Source organism: Allorhodopirellula heiligendammensis (assembly GCF_007860105.1).
GTDB classification, from domain to species: Bacteria; Planctomycetota; Planctomycetia; order Pirellulales; family Pirellulaceae; genus Rhodopirellula; species Rhodopirellula heiligendammensis.
The window spans coordinates 1,197,764-1,219,202 of the sequence record NZ_SJPU01000002.1 but is presented as its reverse complement, the minus strand read 5'-3'; the positions used below and the strand labels follow the sequence as shown (position 1 = coordinate 1,219,202).

Here is a 21,439-nt window from a genome sequence, read left to right as displayed (position 1 = left end):
AGCTCGCCCGATCGTGGCTCCCCTGCTCGAGCGACCCCAACCACCGTGGATGCGATGCGTTCCGCCGTCGCTTGTGTTCCTATTTGCCCTGTTGTTTAGACCACCATGAAGATTCTCTTAGCCGCCCCGCGTGGATTCTGTGCAGGCGTACACATGGCGATTGACTCTCTTGATCTGACGCTGAAAAAGTTCGGACCTCCCGTCTACGTCTATCATGAAATCGTCCACAATCAACATGTGGTGACGGCGTTCGAGGGCAAAGGAGCTGTCTTTGTCACGACGATCGACGAGGTTCCTCGCGGCAGCGTGCTACTGTTCTCTGCCCACGGGGTGTCACCAGCGATTCGTGAGGCCGCCCGGAATCGCGAATTGTTCGCCATCGATGCGACGTGTCCCTTAGTGACGAAGGTTCATCTGGAGGCGATTAAGTATGCCAAAGCGGGTTATACGATTATTTTGATCGGTCACGAGGGCCACGATGAGGTCCTGGGCACGATGGGTGAGGCCCCCGAAGCGATCGTCTTGGTGGAGGATGAGGCCGATGTTGACGCGCTCGAGTTCCCCGCTGGTACCGAGCTTGCCTACCTGACTCAAACAACCTTGAGCGTCGATGATGCCAATCGTGTCATCCGCAGGCTCCGCGAGCGATTTCCTGAGATTCACAGCCCACCCAAGGACGACATCTGCTACGCCACCCAGAATCGTCAAGAAGCGGTGCGGCGACTCAGCGATGAGGCCGACGTGGTCGTCGTCCTCGGCAGCCAGAACAGTAGTAACAGCCAACGACTGCGAGAACTTGCTGCCGAGAAAGGCCAGCGAGCTTATCTCATCGACGGACCGCAGGATCTTGACACCGATCAGTTCGAACACACCGACACCGTGTTGATTACGGCGGGGGCAAGCGCCCCCGAGACAGTGGTCCAAGCCACCATCGACTGGCTGGTGTCAATTTACGATGCGACGCTCGAACAGCGCGAGATTCGCAAGGAAGATGTGAAATTCCCGCTTCCCAAGCCCCTGCGTGCCTACGCGAAAGAGTTGACGGTAAATCCCTAGGACTGGTTTCTCGCCTGTCGCCGCATACCTCGCAGGCCGGAAGCCTGCCCTACGTCGTTTCCCCCCTGAAAGAATTAATTGATGGCTGCCCCCCTCCCACTGCCCAACCCGACGATCACCGCCTTGAGCGAACTGCCCGCCACGCCCGGGGTGCTGGCGATTTTTGTCTCACAAAGCGAAACGGGTAGTAACGGTACACCTGGGAGTGCCACCGTCGACTCCCGCGTTCGTGCTGGGCTGGGCGACCACCTGTGCGAAACCATCGATCGATTGATCGAGACAGGCGAAATCGAGGGAAAATGCGGGGAACTTCTGTGCATCGCCACCTCGGCCGAATCCACCCCACTGCTCCTCGTAGCAGGTCTGGGCAAACCCGCTGACGTCTCTCGCGGCAGCACCTTCGACGCCGCCGCCGCTGTCATTCGGCGGCTCGCCGATAAACCTCGGTCGCAGATCACATTTCTCATCGGCGAGACCATCGCCAGCGAGAATCATGACGCTGTCGTAGCGGGCGCGGTAAACGCCTGCGAGGGACAACATCTCTACCAAAGCCAACCGGCCACGCACGTCCCGTCGGCGATCAGCTTTGTCGGCATCTCACAGGCCGCCGCCCTGGCGGGTGAAAAACTGGGGGCGTCGATCAACCTGACACGTCGGTTGGTCAACGAACCTCCGACCATCATGAACCCCGCCGAGTTTGCCGACCGAGCCGCTGCGATGGCCGCAACCGAGGGGCTGCAGTGCGAGATCTGGGATGAACAGCGACTGGAAGCCGAAGGCTGTCGGGCGATTTTGGCCGTGGGACGTGCTTCGACGAGCCCACCCCGACTGGTGATCTTGAGACACGATGGCGGCGGGAGCGAACCGCCACTGGCCATCGTCGGCAAGGGCGTCACGTTCGATTCCGGGGGGCTGTCAATCAAGCCCAGCGAAGGGATGGTGGACATGAAATGTGACATGGCGGGCGCCGCGACAGTGGTCGGTGTGATGCAGGCGATCGCACGTCTGGGCATTCGCCGGAATGTCATTGGATTATGTGGGCTGGCCGAAAACATGATCAGCGGCGACGCCTACAAACTCGGCGACGTGATCGAAACACGCTCCGGAAAAACGATTGAGATTCGCAACACCGACGCGGAGGGCCGCGTCGTTCTCGCCGACACCCTCGACGTGGCTGTCGAGCAGGCGCCCTCGGCCATCGTCGATCTGGCGACCCTCACTGGCGCGTGCATGGTTGCCTTGGGCAACGAGGTGGCGGGGCTGATGACGAACAATCCTGGTCTCTGCGAGCAGGTCACCACTGCCGCCGGCCAAGAAGACGAGCCTGTTTGGCAGCTGCCCATGTTTTCTCTCTACGATGAGAAAGTCAAAAGCAAAATTGCCGATATCAAGAACGTGGGCGAGGGCCGCTGGGGAGGCGCGATCACCGCCGCCAAATTCCTGGAACCCTTCGTCCAGGACACACCATGGCTGCACATCGATATCGCTGGGCCCGCATTTGCGGATACCCCCAAACCGAGCCGCGATGCGGGGGCTACCGGCGTGATGGTCCGAACGCTCGTACGCTGGATCGGTAACTCGGTCGAGGACTGAACACCGACGGCAGATTTTCGCGATGAACCGCGTGGGCCACGCCCTGCGGTTCTGATAGGCACTGCCTCCTGGGCACGCCAATCAACGGCCTTTTAAGTCCAATCCAGATCAAACGGCAGTTCATTGAGATTTTCGGGACCATTCTCAGTGACGACGAGCATGTCCTCGAGCCGCACTCCGCCCGTGCGACGGCCGTAGAGCCCTGGCTCGACCGTGAAAACTTCTCCAGCGAGCAGTTCGCCGCCGCCCTCATCGAGTAGAATCGGCTCGTGCACATCCAATCCAATACCGTGCCCCGTGCCATGCTGGATCGATGGCTCGTCGGTCAACTCGCCGCGATGCGATTCGTATCCAGCCGCCTCGAGCGAGCGAATCACTGCGCGGTGCACAGCGTCCCCGCTTCCACCAGGGACTAACTCGGCCTCCCCAGCAGCCTTGGATGCGACCACAGCAGCGTGCATGCGGGCAATTTCATCGCTCACGGTGCCGTGCACGACCGTCCGGGTACAGTCCCCGTTGTAACGCGTCGACTCATCGCGTGGAAACAAATCGACGATGATCGGTACGCCCGTCGACAGCGGTCCCGTGCCCGCATGATGGCAATCAGCGGAATGGGGAGCCGACGCGACAATGGCACCATGACTCATCGTGAATCCACGATCCATGAAGAGTCGCGACGCGAAAGCGCGGATCCGCTCACTCGTTAACAGGTACGCCTCATCGATCAAATGCCCGTCGTCATCGACCGACGCCGTCGCAATTCGGCGACAAATCTGCAACATGACCTGTTCAGTCACATGCTGAGCCTGCCGCAGCGAGGTGATTTCTGATTCCGTTTTCACCCGTCGATCGACCACCCCGAGCTCGTCGTCGTAGTCCAATTCAATCCCAGCAGCGGCCACATGGTAGGCATAGATCATTGGCAGGGTGCGGTCACAGCGTACGCGGGTGATGCCCTCTCGGAGCAAGCACTCGGTGACCGCCTGGGCCGTTGCAGTCTCACGATCAGCACTGAGTTTGCCTTCGGCCGGAGCGAAATCCGCTGGGCAGAACACCGTGCCGAGTTCAATCGCGACACTATCGTCGCCCGAATCGGCCCCCACCGCCTGCACGCGGTCCATTTCCAAGTCGCGAACAATGCGAATTTTGTTGCCCGAGGGCAACCCGATGCTCGCCGAGGGATCCCCCAGAGGCAACCCAATGCGACGGAATAGGGTGGGATTTCGGTCGGCCAAGCCGGCAAGGAGCGTCGCCGATGTTGCAGCGCTCGGTGACATGTCCCGCGCCGCGTGAATCATTGTTTGGTGAATCATAAGGGCTAGTTTACTGCACCGAGTCAAGCCTGCCGAGTGGCCGCAATCCACACTCACAGCTGCTACTAGCGATGGCCCGCTGTTTGCTTCACAATGGGTCGTTCGATGATTGCTAAACGTCTCCCATCCAAAGGCACGAGAATGTTCAAGGTATCGGTTCCAGCCGTGGCGGCAGGTTTATTTCTGAGCACGTGGATCGCCGCCCAGTCCGGTGTTGCCGACGATTCCTCCCAAGCTGGAAACTCAGCCTCGTGGCCACAATGGCGAGGCCCTTCGCAACAGGGTGTCACCGACCAGCCCAGCCTACCGACGTCCTGGGATGAGGCTGCGGCCAAACGTGTCGCGATTCCTGGAGACGGTGGCAGCACGCCCGTCATCGCTGGCCAGACCGCGTATCTGACCAGTGGCGTCGATGGCAAAAACACCCTGATCGCGATCGATATTAATCCCGATCTTGCCGAGCCCACCATTCGCTGGCAGGTGCCACTGGGCGAGGACCGCGGGAACAAGCACCGCAAGGGCAGCGGCAGCAATCCGTCGGCGATCACCGACGGCAAACATGTTGTCGCCTATTTCCGCAGTGGCGACTTGGCCTGCGTCAACACCGACGGCAAGCTCGTTTGGCAAGTCAACATTCAGGAAAAATTCGGCGAGGATTCCCTGTGGTGGGACTTGGGCTCGTCACCGGTCAAAGTCGGCTCGATGGTCGTGGTCGCCGTCATGCAAACCGGTCCGAGCTATTTGGCGGCCTTCGACATTGCCACCGGTGAACTGAAATGGAAAACCGATCGGCTCACCGATGCCCCCAAAGAAGCCGCCCAGAGCTATTCCACGCCGCTGGAAGTTGAGATCAACGGAGAATCGGCAATCGCCACGCTGGGGGCGGACCATTTAACGATCCACCGCTCCGCCGACGGCAAAGAGCTCGGCCGACTCGGCGGCTTCAACCCTGGTGGCGAAGAGTTCTTCCGCTCCATCGCCTCCCCCGTCGCTGAGGGCAATTTGATCATCTGCCCGTACTCTCGCGGAGCCACGCTGACGGCTGTCGATATGCAGAAAGTGGTCGCTGGCGAAGGCCAAGACGCGATTCTCTGGTTCCGCGACGATATCGGTAGCGATGTGCCGACACCGGCCTTGCGTGACGGGGTGGTCTACATGGTTTCCGACGTCAAGCATGACAAGGGAACTGCCTACGCCTTGTCCGCGGATACCGGTGAGACCCAGTGGACCGTTGATTTGCCGCGGACACGACGAAGCTACAGCAGCTCTCCGCTGGTCGCCGGTAATCGGATGTACGTGACGAGCGAAGACGCAATCACCCAGGTCGTCGAGCCCCTCGGTGCCGACGCCAAAGTCATTCGGACCAACGAAGTTGCCGACGACGAAGAATACACCGTAGCCAGCCTCGTGCCGATCAACGGACGACTGGGCCTAAGGACCAAGAACTATTTCTACCTGATCGGTAACTGAGTTACTCGGTTAGTCGCGAGTCCGATTTCGCGGTACACTCCCTCAATACCTCTCTTAAAAACTTAATCGCAGGGTGGCTGGACCGCCAAGCCGGTCATTACCCAGCGACACGATAGGAAAACGATATGGCCAAGGACTCCCCGTCCCCCTCGAAAGAACCGACAGAGCAAGACGGTGGTCGCCGGAGCGGCAATCCGGTCATGATTGCGCTGGTGATTGCTGCCCTGGCAGCACTCCTGTTCCTCAACCGCGGGGAAGAACGAGACAGTATCACGGCGAAATTTTTCCAGGACCAACTCGCTAAAAAGAACGTGCAATCCGTCCAAATTGGCGACCTGGAAGTCACCGGCGAATTCAAATTGGCCCCGGAAAAGCCGTTTCCCGAAGGCAAGAATATCGACGAGGATACCAAACCGGAAAAGTACGACAAAAAGTTTGTGTTCACCCGTCCGGCGGGTTCGGAATACGCTATCAATCTGGCGAAAGAACTAGAGGCCAAAGGGGCCGACGTCGAAAGCTATGAGTTCAAGAAGCCGGATTCGACTGCTGCGATCATGCAGGTCCTGCTGATGCTGATCTTGCCGCTGGGCATCCTGTTTCTAATCTTCACGATGATCCGCCGCAGTCGCAACGAAATGATGGGCGGTGGCGGGTTTCTCTCAGGGTTCAGCAAAAGCCCCGCGAAACGATTCGAAGCCACCGATAAAGTCATCACCTTTGACGATGTCGCTGGCCTGCAGGGCGTCAAAGCCGACTTGCAGGAAATCGTCGAGTACCTCAAAACCCCCGACAAGTTCTCCCGATTGGGCGGCCAAGTTCCCAAGGGCGTGCTCCTCAATGGCCCCCCCGGGACGGGAAAAACACTGCTCGCCCGAGCGGTCGCTGGTGAGGCCGAAGTGCCCTTCTACAGCGTCAACGGCAGCGAATTCATTCAAATGTTCGTCGGTGTCGGTGCCAGCCGGGTACGCGATCTGTTTAAAACGGCCAAAGAGCATTCGCCGTCGATCATCTTCATTGACGAAATCGATGCGGTCGGTCGCCAACGCGGTGCCGGACTGGGGGGCGGGCATGACGAACGCGAGCAAACCCTCAATCAAATCCTCGGCGAGATGGATGGCTTCAGCGGCACCCACGCCGTCATCGTCATCGCAGCGACGAACCGGCCCGACGTGCTCGACCCCGCCCTGCTGCGCCCAGGCCGCTTCGACCGGCATGTCACCGTCGGCCGGCCCACGATGAAGGGCCGTGAGGAAATCTTCAAGGTCCACGTGCGAGATGTACCGCTCGCCGAAGACGTGGACCTCCGCCGGCTCGCCGCCGGCACCGTTGGCTTGACCGGTGCCGATATCCGTAACATGGTCAACGAAGCCGCACTCTGGGCGGCCCGGCAAGACAAGAAGGTCGTCGAGATGACAGACTTCGATTTTGCCCGCGACAAAATCCTGATGGGTGCCAAACGCGAGGAGGTTCTTCAGGAAGACGAGAAAGAAAAAACCGCCTACCACGAAGCCGGACACACGCTCACCGCGTGGCACCTCGAGGGTTCGCACATCGTCCACAAGGTCACCATCATCCCCCGCGGTCGCGCCCTCGGCGTGACCCAGTATGTGCCGAATGAAGACCGGCTCAGTATGAGCAAGAAGGAGCTGCTGCATCAGCTGATCGTCCTGCTGGGCGGGCGAGCCGCTGAAAAAATCATCTACAGCGAAACCTGTGTCGGCGCAGAAAATGACTTGGAACGGGCCACCAGTATCGCGCGGCGGATGGTCACCCACTGGGGTATGAGCCCCAAAATCGGTCCGGTCAGCTACAAAACCAGCGATGAGGATCCATTCCTCGGCCGTGAAATTCATCAGCAACGCCAGTTCAGCGAGCACACCCAAGAACTGATCGATGAGGAAGTCGCCCGATTGCTGCTCGAAGCAGATCAAAAGGCCGAACAGTTGCTTCGCGAACACCGCGGTGAACTGGAAACAATCACCCGCGGATTGCTCGAACGTGAGGAACTCAACGAAGCGGAGCTCACCGAACTGATCGGCCCATCGATTCACAAACGCAAAGGTGACCGCGAGGGCAAAGTCGAGCAAATCATGGCGCCCGAAGGCGCCGCCGAACGCAGCTCGGGTGCCACCGTTCCCCACGAAGAATGACACGTTGGCCAAGAAAAAAGAGGGCAAGTCGAAGGGAAAATTGCGGGCTGAGTTCCGCAAGAAGCATCAGGGTCGCGTCCGCACAAGCGACCTGACGCGTGAATTCCAACAGGACGTGTCATCACGCCTCGATGATGCCGCCCACGGTGAACGCCTCAGCGGCAAAGGCGAACTCACTCGCCGAAAAACGATCGCGGGTGCCGACAATGCACCGCGGGGCAGCGACGGACTCCAAGTTGAAGTCCGCGTCAACGAGGCCCAGCTAACCCATGGCCGCGTGCTCAGTGTTCATGGTCGCCAGAGCAAGGTGCAGGCCGACGATGGCCGGCTCTACGCCTGTGCGGTGCGCCAAGTCCTCAAATCACTCGCCACCGATCAACGAGGCGTCGTCGTCGCTGGTGACCGAGTTTGGTTTCGCATCGAAGGTCGCGAGGGGGACGATGGCCAATCCGGACGCCGCGCCGATGAAGTCGTCACCGGCGATGGGATGATCGAACGTGTCGAACCTCGACACGGTATCATCTGCCGCACCAGTCGCAATAAACAACACGTGATCGCCGCTAACGTCGACGCGCTCTTGATCATTGCCAGCGCCGCCGAACCCGGGATCAAACCCACGCTCATCGATCGCATGTTGCTGACCGCCTCGCAGCACGATATTGAGCCAGTCATCGTGATCAACAAAATCGATCTCATCGATCCGCTGCGGTTGCAGGCACTCGTCGGCGTGTACGCTTCGCTCGGCTATCGCGTCTTGACAACGTCCGCGAACACCGGCCAGAACCTCGAATACCTGCACGCGTTCTTGCAAAACCGACAGACGGCACTCGCCGGACAGAGCGGTGTGGGCAAGAGCAGCTTGCTCAATTCAATCGAACCTGGATTGGCACTCGCGGTCTCGACCGTCAGTGTGGAAAACCAAAAGGGGCGACATACCACCACCGCATCAAAACTTATCCCGCTCGCCCGCGGCGGCGCCGTCTTCGACACACCAGGCATCCGCCAGTTTCAATTATGGGATATCGAAGCGACCGAGGTGGCGGGATTGATGCCCGACCTCCGGCCCTACGTCAGCGGCTGCCGTTACCCTGATTGCCTACACCTACACGAAGACGACTGCATGGTGAAAGACGCCGTCGCCGACGGCCGCATTGATGCCCGCCGCTACGACGCCTATTGCCACCTGCTCGAAGACGATTTGTTATCTGAATAGGCCCATCGCCTGGCCCCCTCGTCCGAACGCACTCGCCGAGTATCGCCCGTTCGGGCAAACCACAGCGGTAATCGAACCATGCGGACTCTCACCGCTCTCTTTGGCGGGGGCAACATCTCGCTACCGCAATGCGGCCACGCGGGCGAGCATTTCATCGCTACCCGCTACCATCAGCGTATCGCTGTCTTTTAACTGAGTGTCGGGGTCTGGGGTGGCTGCAATCGTATCGCGCAGAATGTCGTGGAGCGCCACCACCGTGATTTCGTATTTCTGCCGCAACTTCAATTCTCGCAAGGAAAATCCTTGCCATATTTCGGGTACCGCCATCTCTTGAATGCTAAATCCTGTCGCCAAGCGAACATGATTGAGCACCGCTTTACCGCACATTCGCTTTCCCAAACTAATTGCGGATTCACGTTCCGGAAAGACAATCTCGGTCACACCGATCCGTTCCATGACTCGCGCATGATCGCGAGAATTGACTTTGACGTACACCTGGCTGACACGCAGATCACGCAATGCCATCGACGTCAAAATACTCGCGGTAATATCGTCACCGGTAGAGATCACGGCCCCATCGACCCCGCGAACGCCAAGACGCTCGAGCGTGGCGAGGTCGGTGCCATTTCCCACGGCAGCTTTCGCAACGAATACCGCGTTCCTGTCGACTGCATCGCCGTCCATATCAACTGCGATCACCTCCGCCCCGTTGGCCGAGAGCGCCTCGGCAACACTCGCTCCAAAATTTCCCAGCCCGATGACAACGTACCGTTTCAATGCAGCGTCTCCTGTGTTGAATTTCTACTGGGACTAGCCAATTGCGACATCCTCATAAGCATACCGAAAATGCCCTCGGTGACCCCGACCGATCACCAGTGCCGAAGCCAACATCAACGGCCCCACTCGACCGACAAACATCAACACGATCGTGACCAGACGCCCGCAGTACGACAACTCCGGTGTTAAGTTCATCGACAACCCAACCGTATTGAAAGCGCTAACGGCTTCAAACATCCGCGTCAAAAAATGCCCTCGTTGACCAGCGACCTCGTCCGTGATGGCCAACGCAAAGACTGCAATTGCCATCAACGACACCGCTACCACCGTCAACCCGATTGCTCGTTGGATCGTGTCGCTAGGAATCGAACGGTTCGCGAAAAGCGTCGTTTCATGGCCGCGAATTCGCGACCAAGCCATCAATACGACCAGTGCGAACGTGGTTGTCTTCATACCACCCGCAGTCGATCCAGGAGATCCACCTACGGTCATTAGAAGTATTGTCAGAAAGTTAGTACTATCCGACGCAGCTGCATAATCGATCGTGTTGAACCCAGCGGTCCGTGGCGTCACGCTCAAAAACATCGAATTGAAAAACTTATCGACCAGCGACATTTCATTGAGCGTGCCATACCACTCAAAAGCAGCAAACATTGGCCATGGCACGATCAGGAGGATGGCTGTCACACACAGCACCAATCGCGAATGCAAAGACAATCGATGAGGCCGAGTCCGTTTACGAGTCCGCAGCGACAACCACAACTCCTCCATCGTCACGAAGCTAATTCCGCCCGCGATGATCAACGCCGAGACGATCATGATGGTCATTGGTGAAGATTGAAATCCCATCAGTGAGTCGCTGTGCGTTGAAAATCCAGCGTTGCAGAACGCACTGACCGCATGGAACACCGATGGCCACCACGCTTGATCGATCCCATCTCGCGGTCCCCAAGCGATCATCAACGCAATCGCCCCAATCACCTCGATCATGAACGTGTACAACACAACATCCCGCGTCAGATGTCGTACATTCACGGTGGGTGCCCCCCGTTGCGCTTCATAGGTCAACGATTCGGCCCCGAGTGACAAGCGAAAGCCGAGTACCTGAATCAGCAAACTGGTGAACGCCAACATCCCGAGCCCACCCAGCTGAACGAGCACCAGCATGAACACTTGACCGCCAAGACTGAACTCCGTCGCCAGATCGGAAACTGACAACCCCGTGACACACACCGCACTCGTGGTCATGAACAGCGAATCGGTGAAGCTGAGCGCCTCGGCGGTACGCAGCCCCGGTAAAAACTTGAGCCCCAACGTGCCGAGCGTGATCAAGAGAAGAAAGGAGCCCACGAACATTTGCGGCGGAGAGACCTTACGCCAAAACGCCTGGTTTCCCTCCAGCGACGTATCCCAGCGAACTTCCGCCCGTCGGGGTCTCTGCGCTCGACGCGCCCGTGCTCCTCCAACTTGGGTTGCGGATCGCTTTGAGGATACACGGGAGGGCTTCGGCTTCGTCAATGTCGTTCCGTTTCGCTAACTGCGATTCCGCTCCGCGATCAAACTGATTGGTCAATCCAACCCAATTTGCTGGCCGGACACAAGCCGATCATCGAACATCATCCAACTCGTGCCTCGCCAGCGACGAAGATTATAAGCGATTCGCACTCGCCGGGCAGTAACCCCGTCCTGGATTGAGAGATCCAGAGGAGGGTTTGAGCCCCAGAAGGTACGATTGTAAAAATCAAAAGCAGCCCTGGATTTCACTAGCAGCCTGGGGACACTAGCAGCCTGGGACATAGCAGCCTGGGGACACAGCATCTTGTCAGGCTAGCCGCTGTTCCCCCGCATGAGCCCGATCGCAATTCGAGCTGACTTCTCTGGTATTTGGGCCGGCCAGTGTCAGGTTGAGCCTGAGCGTTGACGCGGCAATGGAGCAGCCTGGGGACACAGCATCTTGTCAGGCTAGCCGCCGTTCCCCCGTATGAGCCCGATCGCAATTTGAGCTGACTTCCCTGGTATTGGGGCCGGCCAGTGTCAGGCTAAGCCTGGGCGTTGACGCGGCAAAACAATGTCGGTGCGTACTCCATCTTCATCGGTTCCTAGAACCAGTTTGGAGCAGCCTGGGGATGAGCAGCCTGGGGACACAGCATCTTGTCAGGCTAGCCGCTGTTCCCCCGCATGAGCCCGATCGCAATTTGAGCTGACTTCTCTGGTATTGGGGCCGGCCAGTGTCAGGTTGAGCCTGAGCGTTGACGCGGCAAAATGACGTCGGTGCGTACCCCATCTTCATCGGTTCCTAGAACCGGTTTGGTGCACACGAAAATCAGCGAGATTCGCTACCCGCTTGTCGTCAGCAGCTCGCGAGCCCGGCGGCGGAGATGGTAGCGGCGGTGGGTTCGGTGGCAGCGCATCGAGTCCACACACTCAGGACGACCCGCCACGCTACAGAACAAGCGGCCAAAGTCCTTGACCAGTTCACACCAAGTCACCCTGTCCAGGCCAAGCCGCACCAGAATGGGCGGCACACCCGCAGCGGTGCGATGCTTACCAGGGACGGTTTGCCGAGCCGTCCAGTCTAGTAGCTCCAAGTAATCCGCTGCCCGCATGGCCAAGAAACCCTTGTCGCTACAGCGTTTTCCCGATGCATTTTCACACGGGCCCACCGGATCGGACTGCTCGTCAATCGATACCGGCGAGAGAAACCCGTCGCCACAAGTTGTCGACCGGCGGCTCCGCGCGTCATCAGCCTCTCCGCCGTTTGCGCCACTGCAAGGCTCCCTAGCAACAGCGGCTTCCGCTACCAACGCTTCGATCCTGCGTTGTACCGAGGTGTGATCGCTCTGCTCTAGCGTTTCCGCAATCGCTGCTCGGATTGGATTGAGATCCACGTACGCCGCACAGGCCAGCAGCGAGGCTTCATCGGCCAATCGTGTAGCGTGGTATCGATCCTGGAAAAATCGGCCGGTCTGCTCGTCCTCGCGATTTGCCCGCGTCGCCACCCGTTGGCACAGCAACCGCATCCACCAACTGAAACTACTCAGACGCTGGCGGATTTCCGCGCGTTTGATAGGACACCCGGCGATGGACTTGATCTCGGGATTAGTCGGTGTCATCGGTGAACCATCAGCTGTGCGGCGGTGGGGGCACAGCATCAACCACCGCCGTGCCACTTCCTCATCACTCCACGTTGCGACGACGTCGGGGCGCGAGCGCAAGATAAGATGAAAATGGTCTGACAAAATCGAAAAGCCAAGCAAATCAATCCCGAAAAAGGCAGCGAATTGCTGCAAATGCTCCTCGATCGAGACCTTTCTGTGGTCGAAGTTCTTACCGGAGAACGGATCGTCTCCCAACAGAAAGCACCTCCGGCACACGCGAGTGTACACATGGGCGATGGCCACCTCATCGGGATCAAAGATTTCACAGCGTGCCATTCGGGACATCACCCACCTCGCATTCTCAAGAACTTTGCCGCCAGCCTCTCCAGTCACCCTATGCCTCTGCATGGATGAAGTCAAACTATCCGCGAGAGTGCTATGTCCCTCACTTGTTTGTGGGGGCACAGCATCAACCACCGCCGCGCCACGTCCTCATCACTCCACGTTGCGACGATGTCGGGGCGCGAGCGCAAGATGAGATGAAAATGGTCTGACAAAATCGAAAAGCCAAGCAAATCAATCCCGAAAAAGGCAGCGAATTGCTGCAAATGCTCCTCGATCCAGACCTTTCTGTGGTCGAAGTTCTTACCGGAGAACGGATCGTCTCCCAACAGAAAGCACCTCCGGCACACGCGAGTGTACACATGGGCGATGGCCACCTCATCGGGATCAAAGATTTCACAGCGTGCCATTCGGGACATCATTCGCCTCGCAGTTTCAGGAACTTTGCCGACAGCCTCTAAAGTCACCCTATCCCCCTGCATGAATGGAGTCAAACTATCCCCGAGAGTGCTGTGTCCCTCACTTGTTTCCTCACTTGTTTCCTCACTTGTTTCCTCACTTGTTTCCCTCACTTGTTTCCCTCACTTGTTTCCCTCACTTGTTTCCCTCACTTGTTTGTGTCCCTCAATTGTTTTCGGATGAAGTCAAACTATCCGCAAGAGTGCTATGTCCCTCACTTGTTATGAACTATCCCCGAGAGTGCTGTGTCGCTAACTTCTTTTTTTATCCGCGAGAGTGCTATGTCCCTCACTTGTTCCGAGAGTGCTGTGTCCCTCAATTGTTTTCTGGTGTCCCTCAATTGTTTTCTGCTTGGGTGCCGTCTTGGTCTGCCGGAGTTAACAGAGCACCGAGGACGCCGACTTCGATGGAAGACGCAATGAATCGGGCGCTGCCATCAACCATCGCAAAATTAGCTCCTGCGATGTGCGCCGATCCCCAGTTGTCTCGGTAGGGAATGCCTACCAAGTCCGGCACGATGAGCTTTCCACGACGAACCGTTCCGTTGCTCCCGCCGATCCAGATCGGCTCATCCCAGTACCAGGAAGAGGGCGTTTGCACAGTGGGATCGTAGGCCTTCTCGCCGATTGCAATGGTATTGCTCAAGCCGTCTTGGACGTCGCGGAATCGCTTCCAGTGGGGGCGATCTGTCATCAACCACTCATTGCCTGCGTAATCCGTTTTCGCGAGGATCAAACCACCTGATTCGTATTCACCATGCAGGTCATTGACCGTAGCCGTGGGGGTCCGGTCGGAACGAGACGGGCACCCGTAAATGGGAATGTTCGCGACGGGGCGTGTGCCATCGTGCAGGTTTCCCAATTCGAGTTGTGGGAGAATACTGTAGGTCCATGGTCCAGTTTGCATCTGGCCGACTCGCTTCGGGTCGCCGACTCCCCACAGTAGCATCTCGCTTGCGTTGCGTTCGAACGTCGATGGTTGAATCGCCGGTCCACCCAGCAGAGACAAATCATTGCCGGACGCTGGGCCGCCGTTGGGAGGGATCAGACTGAATGACGCATGGAAATTCTGCACGGCTAAAATCTGCTGTCGCATTCGATTCAAGCAGTCCAAGCGTCGAGCTGCTTCCCGACTGCTCTGGACGGCGGACAATGTTAACGACACCAACAAACCGACAATTGCGATCACGATCAAAAGTTCGATCAGCGTAAACGCATCTCTTCGCATACACATCTCAAAAGACCTTTCGTTGGAGTCACTGTGGTGAATCTTCTTCTGGAACACGCCGAATTTCCAGGATGGCATTTAGGTTCTCTCGGCACTGCTGCCCGCTGACTTTGTAAACCAAATAGGCGCCGTGAATCGAATCGACGGGGGTTTGATGCCACAGCCATTTCTCATCACTCCTCAGGCTCAGCGATGTTTGGCTGACAATCAGCCAGCAGTCGCCATCAGGTATCGCTGGCAAAACAGAAGTCATCTGCACGGAGGCTGTCGTGTCCGAGCGCGCCCATTCATCGCGTGCCAGGGTATCGGTCACCAAAAATGCCGGCCTGTCACCAGGATGCTGGTGCAACCAATCCTCCATATCGTAGCGTGACTGCTCCCAGTCGGTGGCATCGTTGTAGAGATAGCGGAAGCCTTGCGACGATCCACCCACAGCTTGGTTGAAAAATGGCATCCAGTCCGGTGCCACGCGCACTGAGGCTGACACAGACAACAAGCAGCCGAAGATTGCCAAACCACGCATCAGGTTTGAAATCGCATGCGTTCGCCGCGATATCGTCTCGCGATCTGAGAACGCATTGGCGACCGAGACAAACAGAAACGGGTAGGCCGGGATGACATAGCGAACCTGTTGTCCAATCCCGGATTTCACCGAAATGACGAACAGGATCAACATGGCTGAGGTTGTCGCGAGCGCGATCGATTGGTCGAAATGTTGAAATCGGCGAACTGTGGCAACCAGTCCCACGCCAATCGCCAACCATGTCCCCACAGGGAGCTTGACCATCATCGAATAGAGGTAAAACCACCACCAACTTCGCGAATGATTGCTGCCCCAAGCATAGGACGAAAGACCGCGATCAAAGTCATATTGTTGGCGGTCAAGCCCCAGAAGGTACTGGGCAGGAACCAGTGTCGGCAAATTCGCCAAGAGAGTTCCGCGGAACCGATTGCCCGTCAACGACGGAACCGGTTCGCCTTCCGGGCTAAGTGTGTCCGAAAAAAACCCATGCTCTCCGAGCGGTTGCAAGACGCCAGCGAATCGATAGGGAAGACAAACAATCAGCCAGCAGATCGCGAGGCACACGCTGGACTGGTAGAGCGTCGCTTTCCATTGATTGGTACGAGTGGTGATCAGAATCCACATTGCGAAGAGCGGTACCAACAATAACGCAGTGAACTTGCAAATCAATGCGATTCCAAAGGCCACTGCCAAGCCAGCAGCATGGATGATTGTCCGGCTCTGAATCCATTTGGTGAATAAATAGGCTGATGCGACCATCATCACGGCGACGGGAACATCGTTTGTGATCAAAGATCCATGGCTCAGAACCTGAGGCTGAAAGGCCCACAAGATTGCGGCGCATAGACCTCCGATGCGGTTGCTGAGGTCCCGGCCCCACAGATAACAAACTACCGTCCCGACGAGTGCGAAAACACTGACCAGCAATCGGCCTTGAAAAAGAGTCGATTGAAAGTCGTTTGGATGTTGCAAGAACAAACGGCGACCAGCAAGAAATTCAGGACGATCGGGAGGCTCCCAGTCTGTTCGATCCAAATCGTTCAGCAAGGACGAGCGTGACGCTGGAAAAGTGCCCAGCCCGCGAATCAGCGGTGGGTTGACATTGAATAGCTGAACATCGCCGTATTTCCAATAGGCGAGGCCAGCAAAGAAGTGGCCGAATTCGTCATGCACGGGTGAAGACCGGTAGGCGTGCCATCCCAAACAAGCAGATTGAAGCGACAGCAGCACCACCATCAAAGCGACTGGCCAAGTTTGCGCGACCCACCGATTGAGTATCCCGCTAGTCGACAATCTCAACTCCAAATTGTGCCAGCATCGGAGTCCTCTGGGTCGACACTCTGCCGCTGTTGTCCCTGATGCTCACATGAATATTCAATTCGAATTAAAAATCCACGAAATTTTTCTCATCCGACGTGAGCGTACTTCGTGGTGACTTGAATTATGCCTCCAAAACCTACGGCGCATGCTTCGGTCGCATGAGTCTTAAAATGCCCGATTGACTCTCCAGTTTGAATCCAGTTTGCCCTAAAACGCATCATCATTCAGCCCGAATGCTCTTGTAGACCTTGAAACCGATCAAACTCACCAAAATCATGAGTATCAATGCATTTACCCATGTCCAGAGCGACCAGCCAATCGCCGGCAACCCTAATTTCTGGGTGGTCAGGATGTAATCTTGAATCGCCTTTCTCTCATCCGAACTAAATGGGATGCGAAGGATCTTGTCCCGGGTTCTGTCTGTGAACGACGTGCCTCGGGGCCAGTTGGGGAACCAATCTGCTGCGCGGGCCGGCGTTTCGAAATCCTCGACCGAAATCAATTCGTACTCCCACGTGCATCCGATGTCCCTCTGACTGCCCTTCGCCGGAAATCTCTGCTGGTTGTATGTCGCAATCTCGGTGACCGGCCGATATTCTTGCCTGTCGCTCGAAGCAAAGATCGTCAAGTATTCAGGAGCATCCAATGTAATATTGGTCAGGGTGCCATCGCTCTCGTCCAACGCCTTCGCCCGCGACTCAACGCAAGTTCCAAAGGGAGGGTAGTCGATTTCGCGCGAATCAATCTCATCAAACGAGTATGGAAGTTTAGGAACCGAACCTCCTGAACATCGATAACGACTCAAGCCGGTCAATAATTCAAAAAAAGGATCGAACGTAAGCAAGCGGGCTGAATTTTGGGCACTGACAGCACCATCATGGTATGAGCCCTGGCTGTGCTCGTCGAATAAGTTGTTCTCCCAACTCCGACTTTCCTTTCCGTTGAAGGCGTACCACTTCCAAATAACTTGATCGTCCTCATAGATTGGGATGCCTGGATTCTCAATCTTGTAGGCAATGTACACGGGAAAGATGCCGCTGCCGCGATAGGGCTTGCCAATGATCAGTTCGCGTTCCGTTTCCGCCAGCAAGTCTACTCGTTTCCCTTGCAGCTGAATTGGCGGCGATGTTTTCGAATCAAAGACGCAACGGACTCGATAAAGGTATCGTTTGCCCGCAAACCAGTCCTGGTGGGTCATTGCGTCGTATCGGGCTGCTTTCTCCTCGGTCGTCAACGGACGACCATTCTCGAAGTCCGTTGCGTGAACCGTTGAGCAAGCAAACACGCATCCAAAGATTGCCAATGCAAACAAGGCACAGAGCCGCGTCAAACACAAGAGATCCCGTAGCGTAGTGTTGGACATGATGTCATCCTTAAATAATTCATTGCCTAAGAACCGCAACGGGTCACTCAGCCGTATCCCGAGATCCAGCTGCTGCGGATGCCCATCCCACCCTCCACGCAAGTTGGACATTGGCGACAAGCCGAGCCACAACCTAGAAAGCGGCTCTCATCATCTTCAGTCATCCTCGGAAATGCGAATACGAGATTTGAATACGCAAACGACCGAAGCAACCTACCCCCCCCCCTGATGCGTTGTCAACAAAAATCTCTCCGGATTTTTCTCTTTCAATGTCCGGAGGAGGCGGTGCGTTTACCACCGGCTATTATCATTGAGATCCCATCGGGATGGCGGAGGCGATCCCGATTGAATGGACCAACGCAGAAATCGGCTATGCTCTGTAGCGTGGTATGACGCTCACCTAAGTCGCTCCCACCGAGAAGCAGTTTTCAGATGAGAGCCGGAGGTCGCTGCAATGCAGCGAACATTCGGTAACCGAAATCCAAATCGGAAGCGGACCCTCGGGTGGGGTCGAAGGCCAAGCTGGATCACAATGAGTTGCACACTCGCAGCAGTGCGAGCCATGCCAGCGACGGCTTGCTGGGCCGTCCAGTTAATCGCTCCAAGTAATCCGCTTTTCTGAAATGCAATTCACGCTCCGCTCGCTCATTCGTTTGACTGTGGTTGCCTCGCTGCTGTTCGCATTTGCCCAACGATGTACTCGGGACGTCCATCCCGACGCGTTGATTGTCGTCATGATCGTGTCCATCCCGCTGGCGTTGTTTGGCCTCTTGCTTCTCACGCAATCGGCGTTCTTGGCGTTTTCAATGTGGGCGACCTCGGTTGAGGACTTGCATCATCTAAGCAATGCTCGCAACTGTGCCCGCATGACCGGAGGTGGCCTCGTCGCGATCACACCTGCTGCTTATTCAGTCGCTATGTTTTTGCGTGATTTATAGAGGCTATCCACGCCATCCATACCAACATTTCCACCTTGGCCTGCGCATTCGCGTCGCGGAGTTTCCGAACAGACATCATCAACGAGTGATCCTCCACGTGGTTTTCGCTGAGCCCCACGCGTGGCGGGAGACGGGCCTTCGGATGAGCTGGATTCCGCTAAGATCACCGGTGTTCTCACTTCATCTCGTCGTCTCATAACCCTGAGCTCCACACACTCACGTAAAAGAAACTGACGTCTGCAAATATCACTGTTGAGCAGACATGAACTCATTGTTCGGTATATTAGTTGACGGGTGTCGGCCCCGGTTCCCTTAACGCATCGCGTTTCGGGGGAAGAAACCGGGGCTAGCGTCCACCGGCTGATCGAGTGATGCCAAATGACATCACCCTCCGTCTCTGTCTCCATTCGAAGCTCCTTTTCATGCGTTATCTCGCCCTCTCGGCTGGCTTGCTCTGCACCATGCTCGCCCCCACGGCGTCCGTTGTAGCGGCAACCTCTCAAAACCAATATCAATCCTATCCTGCGGTCGTCGAAATCCGCGCGGGCATTTCTTGGCCGACCGGTCAGGCATTGCCGATCTTCGCGACGCCTGCGCCGCAACTCGATGCTGTCCCGATCGGTGCCCTATCTCCCGACGAGCAGCTAACGTTCTCAGCCTTGCAAGGCTACGTCAACAAGCAGCAGCCACGGATCTACCTCGCTGATTTACGCGCCGAAGAGGGATCAAAAACCTGGCCGCAGACAAGTACCGTGGCGTTGGGGAAAATGAGTTTTTTTGATGCGAGCTCGAGATACGACCTGATTAAGAAATACGCAAGCGATTTCAATGGCGTGGTGTTGTATGACACCACACGAAGTCCACACTACCGCAATCTGGCGGGGACGGTCGCAGGCCTCTCCGGTGCACTGCCCGTGACCACGGAGGTGCTCGAGCGGATTCGCGATCAAGGCATGAACCCCAACGTCGCCGTCGACCTAACCGAACTGGAGTTCACCTCGCCGATTGAGATTTACAACTATCTTTACGATCGCTATTGGGGCGACTGCACTCGGCGACTCATCGTCAGCGCCCGCCCTGATGATGAGGGCGGAAACTTCCATCACACCCGCGATATCGCCACCGCGTGCGGTGCGGCCGTTGTTTGGTTGGACGGGCGGATCCCCGCCGAGCGTGATGTGATGCGAAAATTTTACGGCGACATGACCGCTGGAGATGCCATCGCATTGGGGTGGTATGCCAGCGAGCGTTCTGGAATTACGACCGCCTCGGAGTTTGGTATTGGCACCCTGCCTGCTGACTATTACAGCAACTCCAGCATCTTCTCCGGCACCAATCATCAAATTCAAATTCCCGCGGTCCCCTCAAAGCCGCAGCTTGAAAACAAAGTCTACATCGCAGTCTTCATTAGTGACGGAGACAACATCCAGTACACCCAGCATGCGATGCGGCGGCGCTGGGATGCGAGTTCCGACGCACGCGCACAGCTGCCATTGAACTGGACGATCGCTCCTGGACTCGTCGACATCGGACCTGGGATCTTGAATTACTATTACAGCACAGCCACTCCCAACGATTGTTTTGTGACCGGCCCGTCTGGCATGGGATATGCGATGCCCGTGAACACGCTGACCGAACCGGGTGCGCCTGTTGGGATATATTTGAAGGATTCCGATCGAATGGAGGGGTACGCCCGTCTGAGCGAAACGTACTTGCAGCGATCAGGATTGCGGGTGATTACGATCTGGGACAACGCCAACGAAATGCAACGCGCAGCCTACGAGCGCAACTGTCGCAATCTGTATGGCGCCACCGTCCAGAACTTTCGTGATGTCCCGAGCGTGCGGGGAAGCGTGGAGGGAGATCGCGTGCGATTCGAAAAACTCGTGATCCCTTACGCCGGATCGATCGAGCATCTGGAGTCTTCGCTGCAGCATGAACTAGGCGATTGGGACGGCACAGGCCCATTGTTTCTCGCCTATCAAGTCGATGTGTGGCATGAACTGAAACCCGATCGAATTGTCGAAATCGCCTCGCGTCTCGACGAACGCTTTCCGAGCGCGGTACAGTTCGTTCGGGCTGACCATTATTTCAATCTGTTTAACGAGGCCCACCAGCTACCGTGGAACCTCTGTATGTCAGCGGCCACGATGGCCAGCGATCATGGTTCCACCGACCTTGGCGGCACCGTGACCGATGGCACACCAACAACCATTTGGACCGCATCGGCTGATGCCGCCGCTGCGGCTCCACCCTGGTTGCAGCTGGATCTCGGGTCCGCGCACAGCATTCATCGCTGGGTTATCCGGCACGCGGGAGAACACGGATTGAACCGAGACAGGAACACGCGTGACTTCACCTTGCAGGTGAGTCAAGATGGCCGGGCGTGGCAGACGATTGACACCATCCGTGGCAACACCGCCAACGTCAGTGACCTGGAATACTCTCCAGTAGACGCACGTTACATTCGCATCCTGATTGATAATCCGGGCGCCGATTCGATTGCCCGGATCGCTGATATCGAAATTTATGGTCAGCGAGTACAGCCGTAGAAGCCAAATCGATCGAGTCCTATTTCTGAAGCTGCTACGCTTTGG

At 56.9% G+C, this 21,439-nt stretch carries 15 protein-coding genes; 7 read left to right on the top strand and 8 right to left on the bottom strand.

Annotated features, from left to right (window positions below; genetic code table 11):
• Nucleotides 1–105 precede the first annotated feature (105 nt).
• Both ispH and Poly21_RS14945 read left to right on the top strand, forming a co-directional pair.
• Nucleotides 106–1,056, top strand: a complete 951-nt coding sequence (ispH, locus tag Poly21_RS14950; RefSeq protein ID WP_146407758.1) for a 4-hydroxy-3-methylbut-2-enyl diphosphate reductase — start codon at nt 106–108, stop codon at nt 1,054–1,056.
• Between the two features lie 81 nt (nt 1,057–1,137).
• Complete coding sequence (locus tag Poly21_RS14945; protein WP_146407757.1) at nt 1,138–2,649, top strand: leucyl aminopeptidase; 1,512 nt, start codon at nt 1,138–1,140, stop codon at nt 2,647–2,649.
• A 92-nt stretch (nt 2,650–2,741) separates the two neighbouring features.
• Here Poly21_RS14945 and Poly21_RS14940 read toward each other — a convergent pair whose 3' ends face one another.
• The gene (locus Poly21_RS14940) at nt 2,742–3,962 is read right to left on the bottom strand and encodes a M24 family metallopeptidase (RefSeq protein ID WP_146407756.1); all 1,221 of its coding nucleotides are present in this window, start codon (nt 3,960–3,962) and stop codon (nt 2,742–2,744) included.
• Between the two features lie 105 nt (nt 3,963–4,067).
• Here Poly21_RS14940 and Poly21_RS14935 point away from each other — a divergent pair, with 105 nt between their 5' ends.
• From Poly21_RS14935 to rsgA, 3 genes are all read left to right on the top strand, one after another.
• On the top strand, nt 4,068–5,432 hold the full coding sequence (locus Poly21_RS14935) for an outer membrane protein assembly factor BamB family protein (protein WP_302119003.1): 1,365 nt from the start codon (nt 4,068–4,070) through the stop codon (nt 5,430–5,432).
• A 125-nt stretch (nt 5,433–5,557) separates the two neighbouring features.
• The gene (gene ftsH / locus Poly21_RS14930) at nt 5,558–7,582 is read left to right on the top strand and encodes an ATP-dependent zinc metalloprotease FtsH (protein ID WP_146407755.1); all 2,025 of its coding nucleotides are present in this window, start codon (nt 5,558–5,560) and stop codon (nt 7,580–7,582) included.
• Between the two features lie 4 nt (nt 7,583–7,586).
• On the top strand, nt 7,587–8,795 hold the full coding sequence (gene rsgA, locus Poly21_RS14925; protein ID WP_146407754.1) for a ribosome small subunit-dependent GTPase A: 1,209 nt from the start codon (nt 7,587–7,589) through the stop codon (nt 8,793–8,795).
• A gap of 120 nt (nt 8,796–8,915) precedes the next feature.
• On the opposite strand, the gene Poly21_RS14920 is transcribed toward rsgA, so the two are convergent.
• From Poly21_RS14920 to Poly21_RS14890, 7 genes are all read right to left on the bottom strand, one after another.
• Nucleotides 8,916–9,572: a potassium channel family protein gene (locus tag Poly21_RS14920; RefSeq protein WP_146407753.1), complete on the bottom strand. Its 657-nt coding sequence runs from the start codon at nt 9,570–9,572 to the stop codon at nt 8,916–8,918.
• Nucleotides 9,573–9,605: 33 nt separating this feature from the next.
• On the bottom strand, nt 9,606–10,922 hold the full coding sequence (locus Poly21_RS14915) for a TrkH family potassium uptake protein (protein ID WP_302118998.1): 1,317 nt from the start codon (nt 10,920–10,922) through the stop codon (nt 9,606–9,608).
• Nucleotides 10,923–11,908: 986 nt separating this feature from the next.
• Entirely contained in the window at nt 11,909–13,015 is a 1,107-nt protein-coding gene (locus tag Poly21_RS14910; RefSeq protein ID WP_146407751.1) for a hypothetical protein, read from the bottom strand.
• A gap of 71 nt (nt 13,016–13,086) precedes the next feature.
• Nucleotides 13,087–13,422, bottom strand: coding sequence for a hypothetical protein (locus Poly21_RS14905; protein ID WP_302118996.1), 336 nt, complete (start codon nt 13,420–13,422; stop codon nt 13,087–13,089).
• Nucleotides 13,423–13,807: 385 nt separating this feature from the next.
• Nucleotides 13,808–14,704 carry a DUF1559 domain-containing protein gene (locus Poly21_RS14900; RefSeq protein WP_302118993.1) on the bottom strand — a complete coding sequence of 299 codons (897 nt, stop codon included), beginning with the start codon at nt 14,702–14,704 and terminating at the stop codon, nt 13,808–13,810.
• A gap of 22 nt (nt 14,705–14,726) precedes the next feature.
• On the bottom strand, nt 14,727–16,394 hold the full coding sequence (locus Poly21_RS14895; protein ID WP_302118991.1) for an ArnT family glycosyltransferase: 1,668 nt from the start codon (nt 16,392–16,394) through the stop codon (nt 14,727–14,729).
• A gap of 367 nt (nt 16,395–16,761) precedes the next feature.
• The gene (locus tag Poly21_RS14890; protein WP_302118990.1) at nt 16,762–17,904 is read right to left on the bottom strand and encodes a hypothetical protein; all 1,143 of its coding nucleotides are present in this window, start codon (nt 17,902–17,904) and stop codon (nt 16,762–16,764) included.
• Nucleotides 17,905–18,527: 623 nt separating this feature from the next.
• On the opposite strand from Poly21_RS14890, the gene Poly21_RS14885 reads away from it, so the two are divergent.
• A complete protein-coding gene (locus Poly21_RS14885) occupies nt 18,528–18,842 on the top strand; it encodes a hypothetical protein (RefSeq protein WP_146407747.1) in 315 nt (104 codons plus the stop codon).
• A 422-nt stretch (nt 18,843–19,264) separates the two neighbouring features.
• The gene (locus Poly21_RS14880; protein ID WP_146407746.1) at nt 19,265–21,394 is read left to right on the top strand and encodes a galactose-binding domain-containing protein; all 2,130 of its coding nucleotides are present in this window, start codon (nt 19,265–19,267) and stop codon (nt 21,392–21,394) included.
• Nucleotides 21,395–21,439 lie beyond the last annotated feature (45 nt).

Excerpts from the sequence above, each read along its gene's own strand:
- Poly21_RS14945 (WP_146407757.1), top strand. The coding sequence starts at position 1,138 with ATGGCTGCCCCCCTCCCACTGCCCAACCCGACGATCACCGCCTTGAGC.
- ispH (WP_146407758.1), top strand. The coding sequence starts at position 106 with ATGAAGATTCTCTTAGCCGCCCCGCGTGGATTCTGTGCAGGCGTACAC.
- Poly21_RS14880 (WP_146407746.1), top strand. The coding sequence starts at position 19,265 with ATGCGTTATCTCGCCCTCTCGGCTGGCTTGCTCTGCACCATGCTCGCC.
- Poly21_RS14890 (WP_302118990.1), bottom strand. The coding sequence starts at position 17,904 with ATGTCCAACACTACGCTACGGGATCTCTTGTGTTTGACGCGGCTCTGT.
- Poly21_RS14940 (WP_146407756.1), bottom strand. The coding sequence starts at position 3,962 with ATGATTCACCAAACAATGATTCACGCGGCGCGGGACATGTCACCGAGC.
- Poly21_RS14935 (WP_302119003.1), top strand. The coding sequence starts at position 4,068 with ATGATTGCTAAACGTCTCCCATCCAAAGGCACGAGAATGTTCAAGGTA.
- Poly21_RS14885 (WP_146407747.1), top strand. The coding sequence starts at position 18,528 with ATGCAATTCACGCTCCGCTCGCTCATTCGTTTGACTGTGGTTGCCTCG.
- ftsH (WP_146407755.1), top strand. The coding sequence starts at position 5,558 with ATGGCCAAGGACTCCCCGTCCCCCTCGAAAGAACCGACAGAGCAAGAC.
- Poly21_RS14900 (WP_302118993.1), bottom strand. The coding sequence starts at position 14,704 with ATGTGTATGCGAAGAGATGCGTTTACGCTGATCGAACTTTTGATCGTG.
- Poly21_RS14905 (WP_302118996.1), bottom strand. The coding sequence starts at position 13,422 with ATGGCACGCTGTGAAATCTTTGATCCCGATGAGGTGGCCATCGCCCAT.
- Poly21_RS14910 (WP_146407751.1), bottom strand. The coding sequence starts at position 13,015 with ATGTCCCGAATGGCACGCTGTGAAATCTTTGATCCCGATGAGGTGGCC.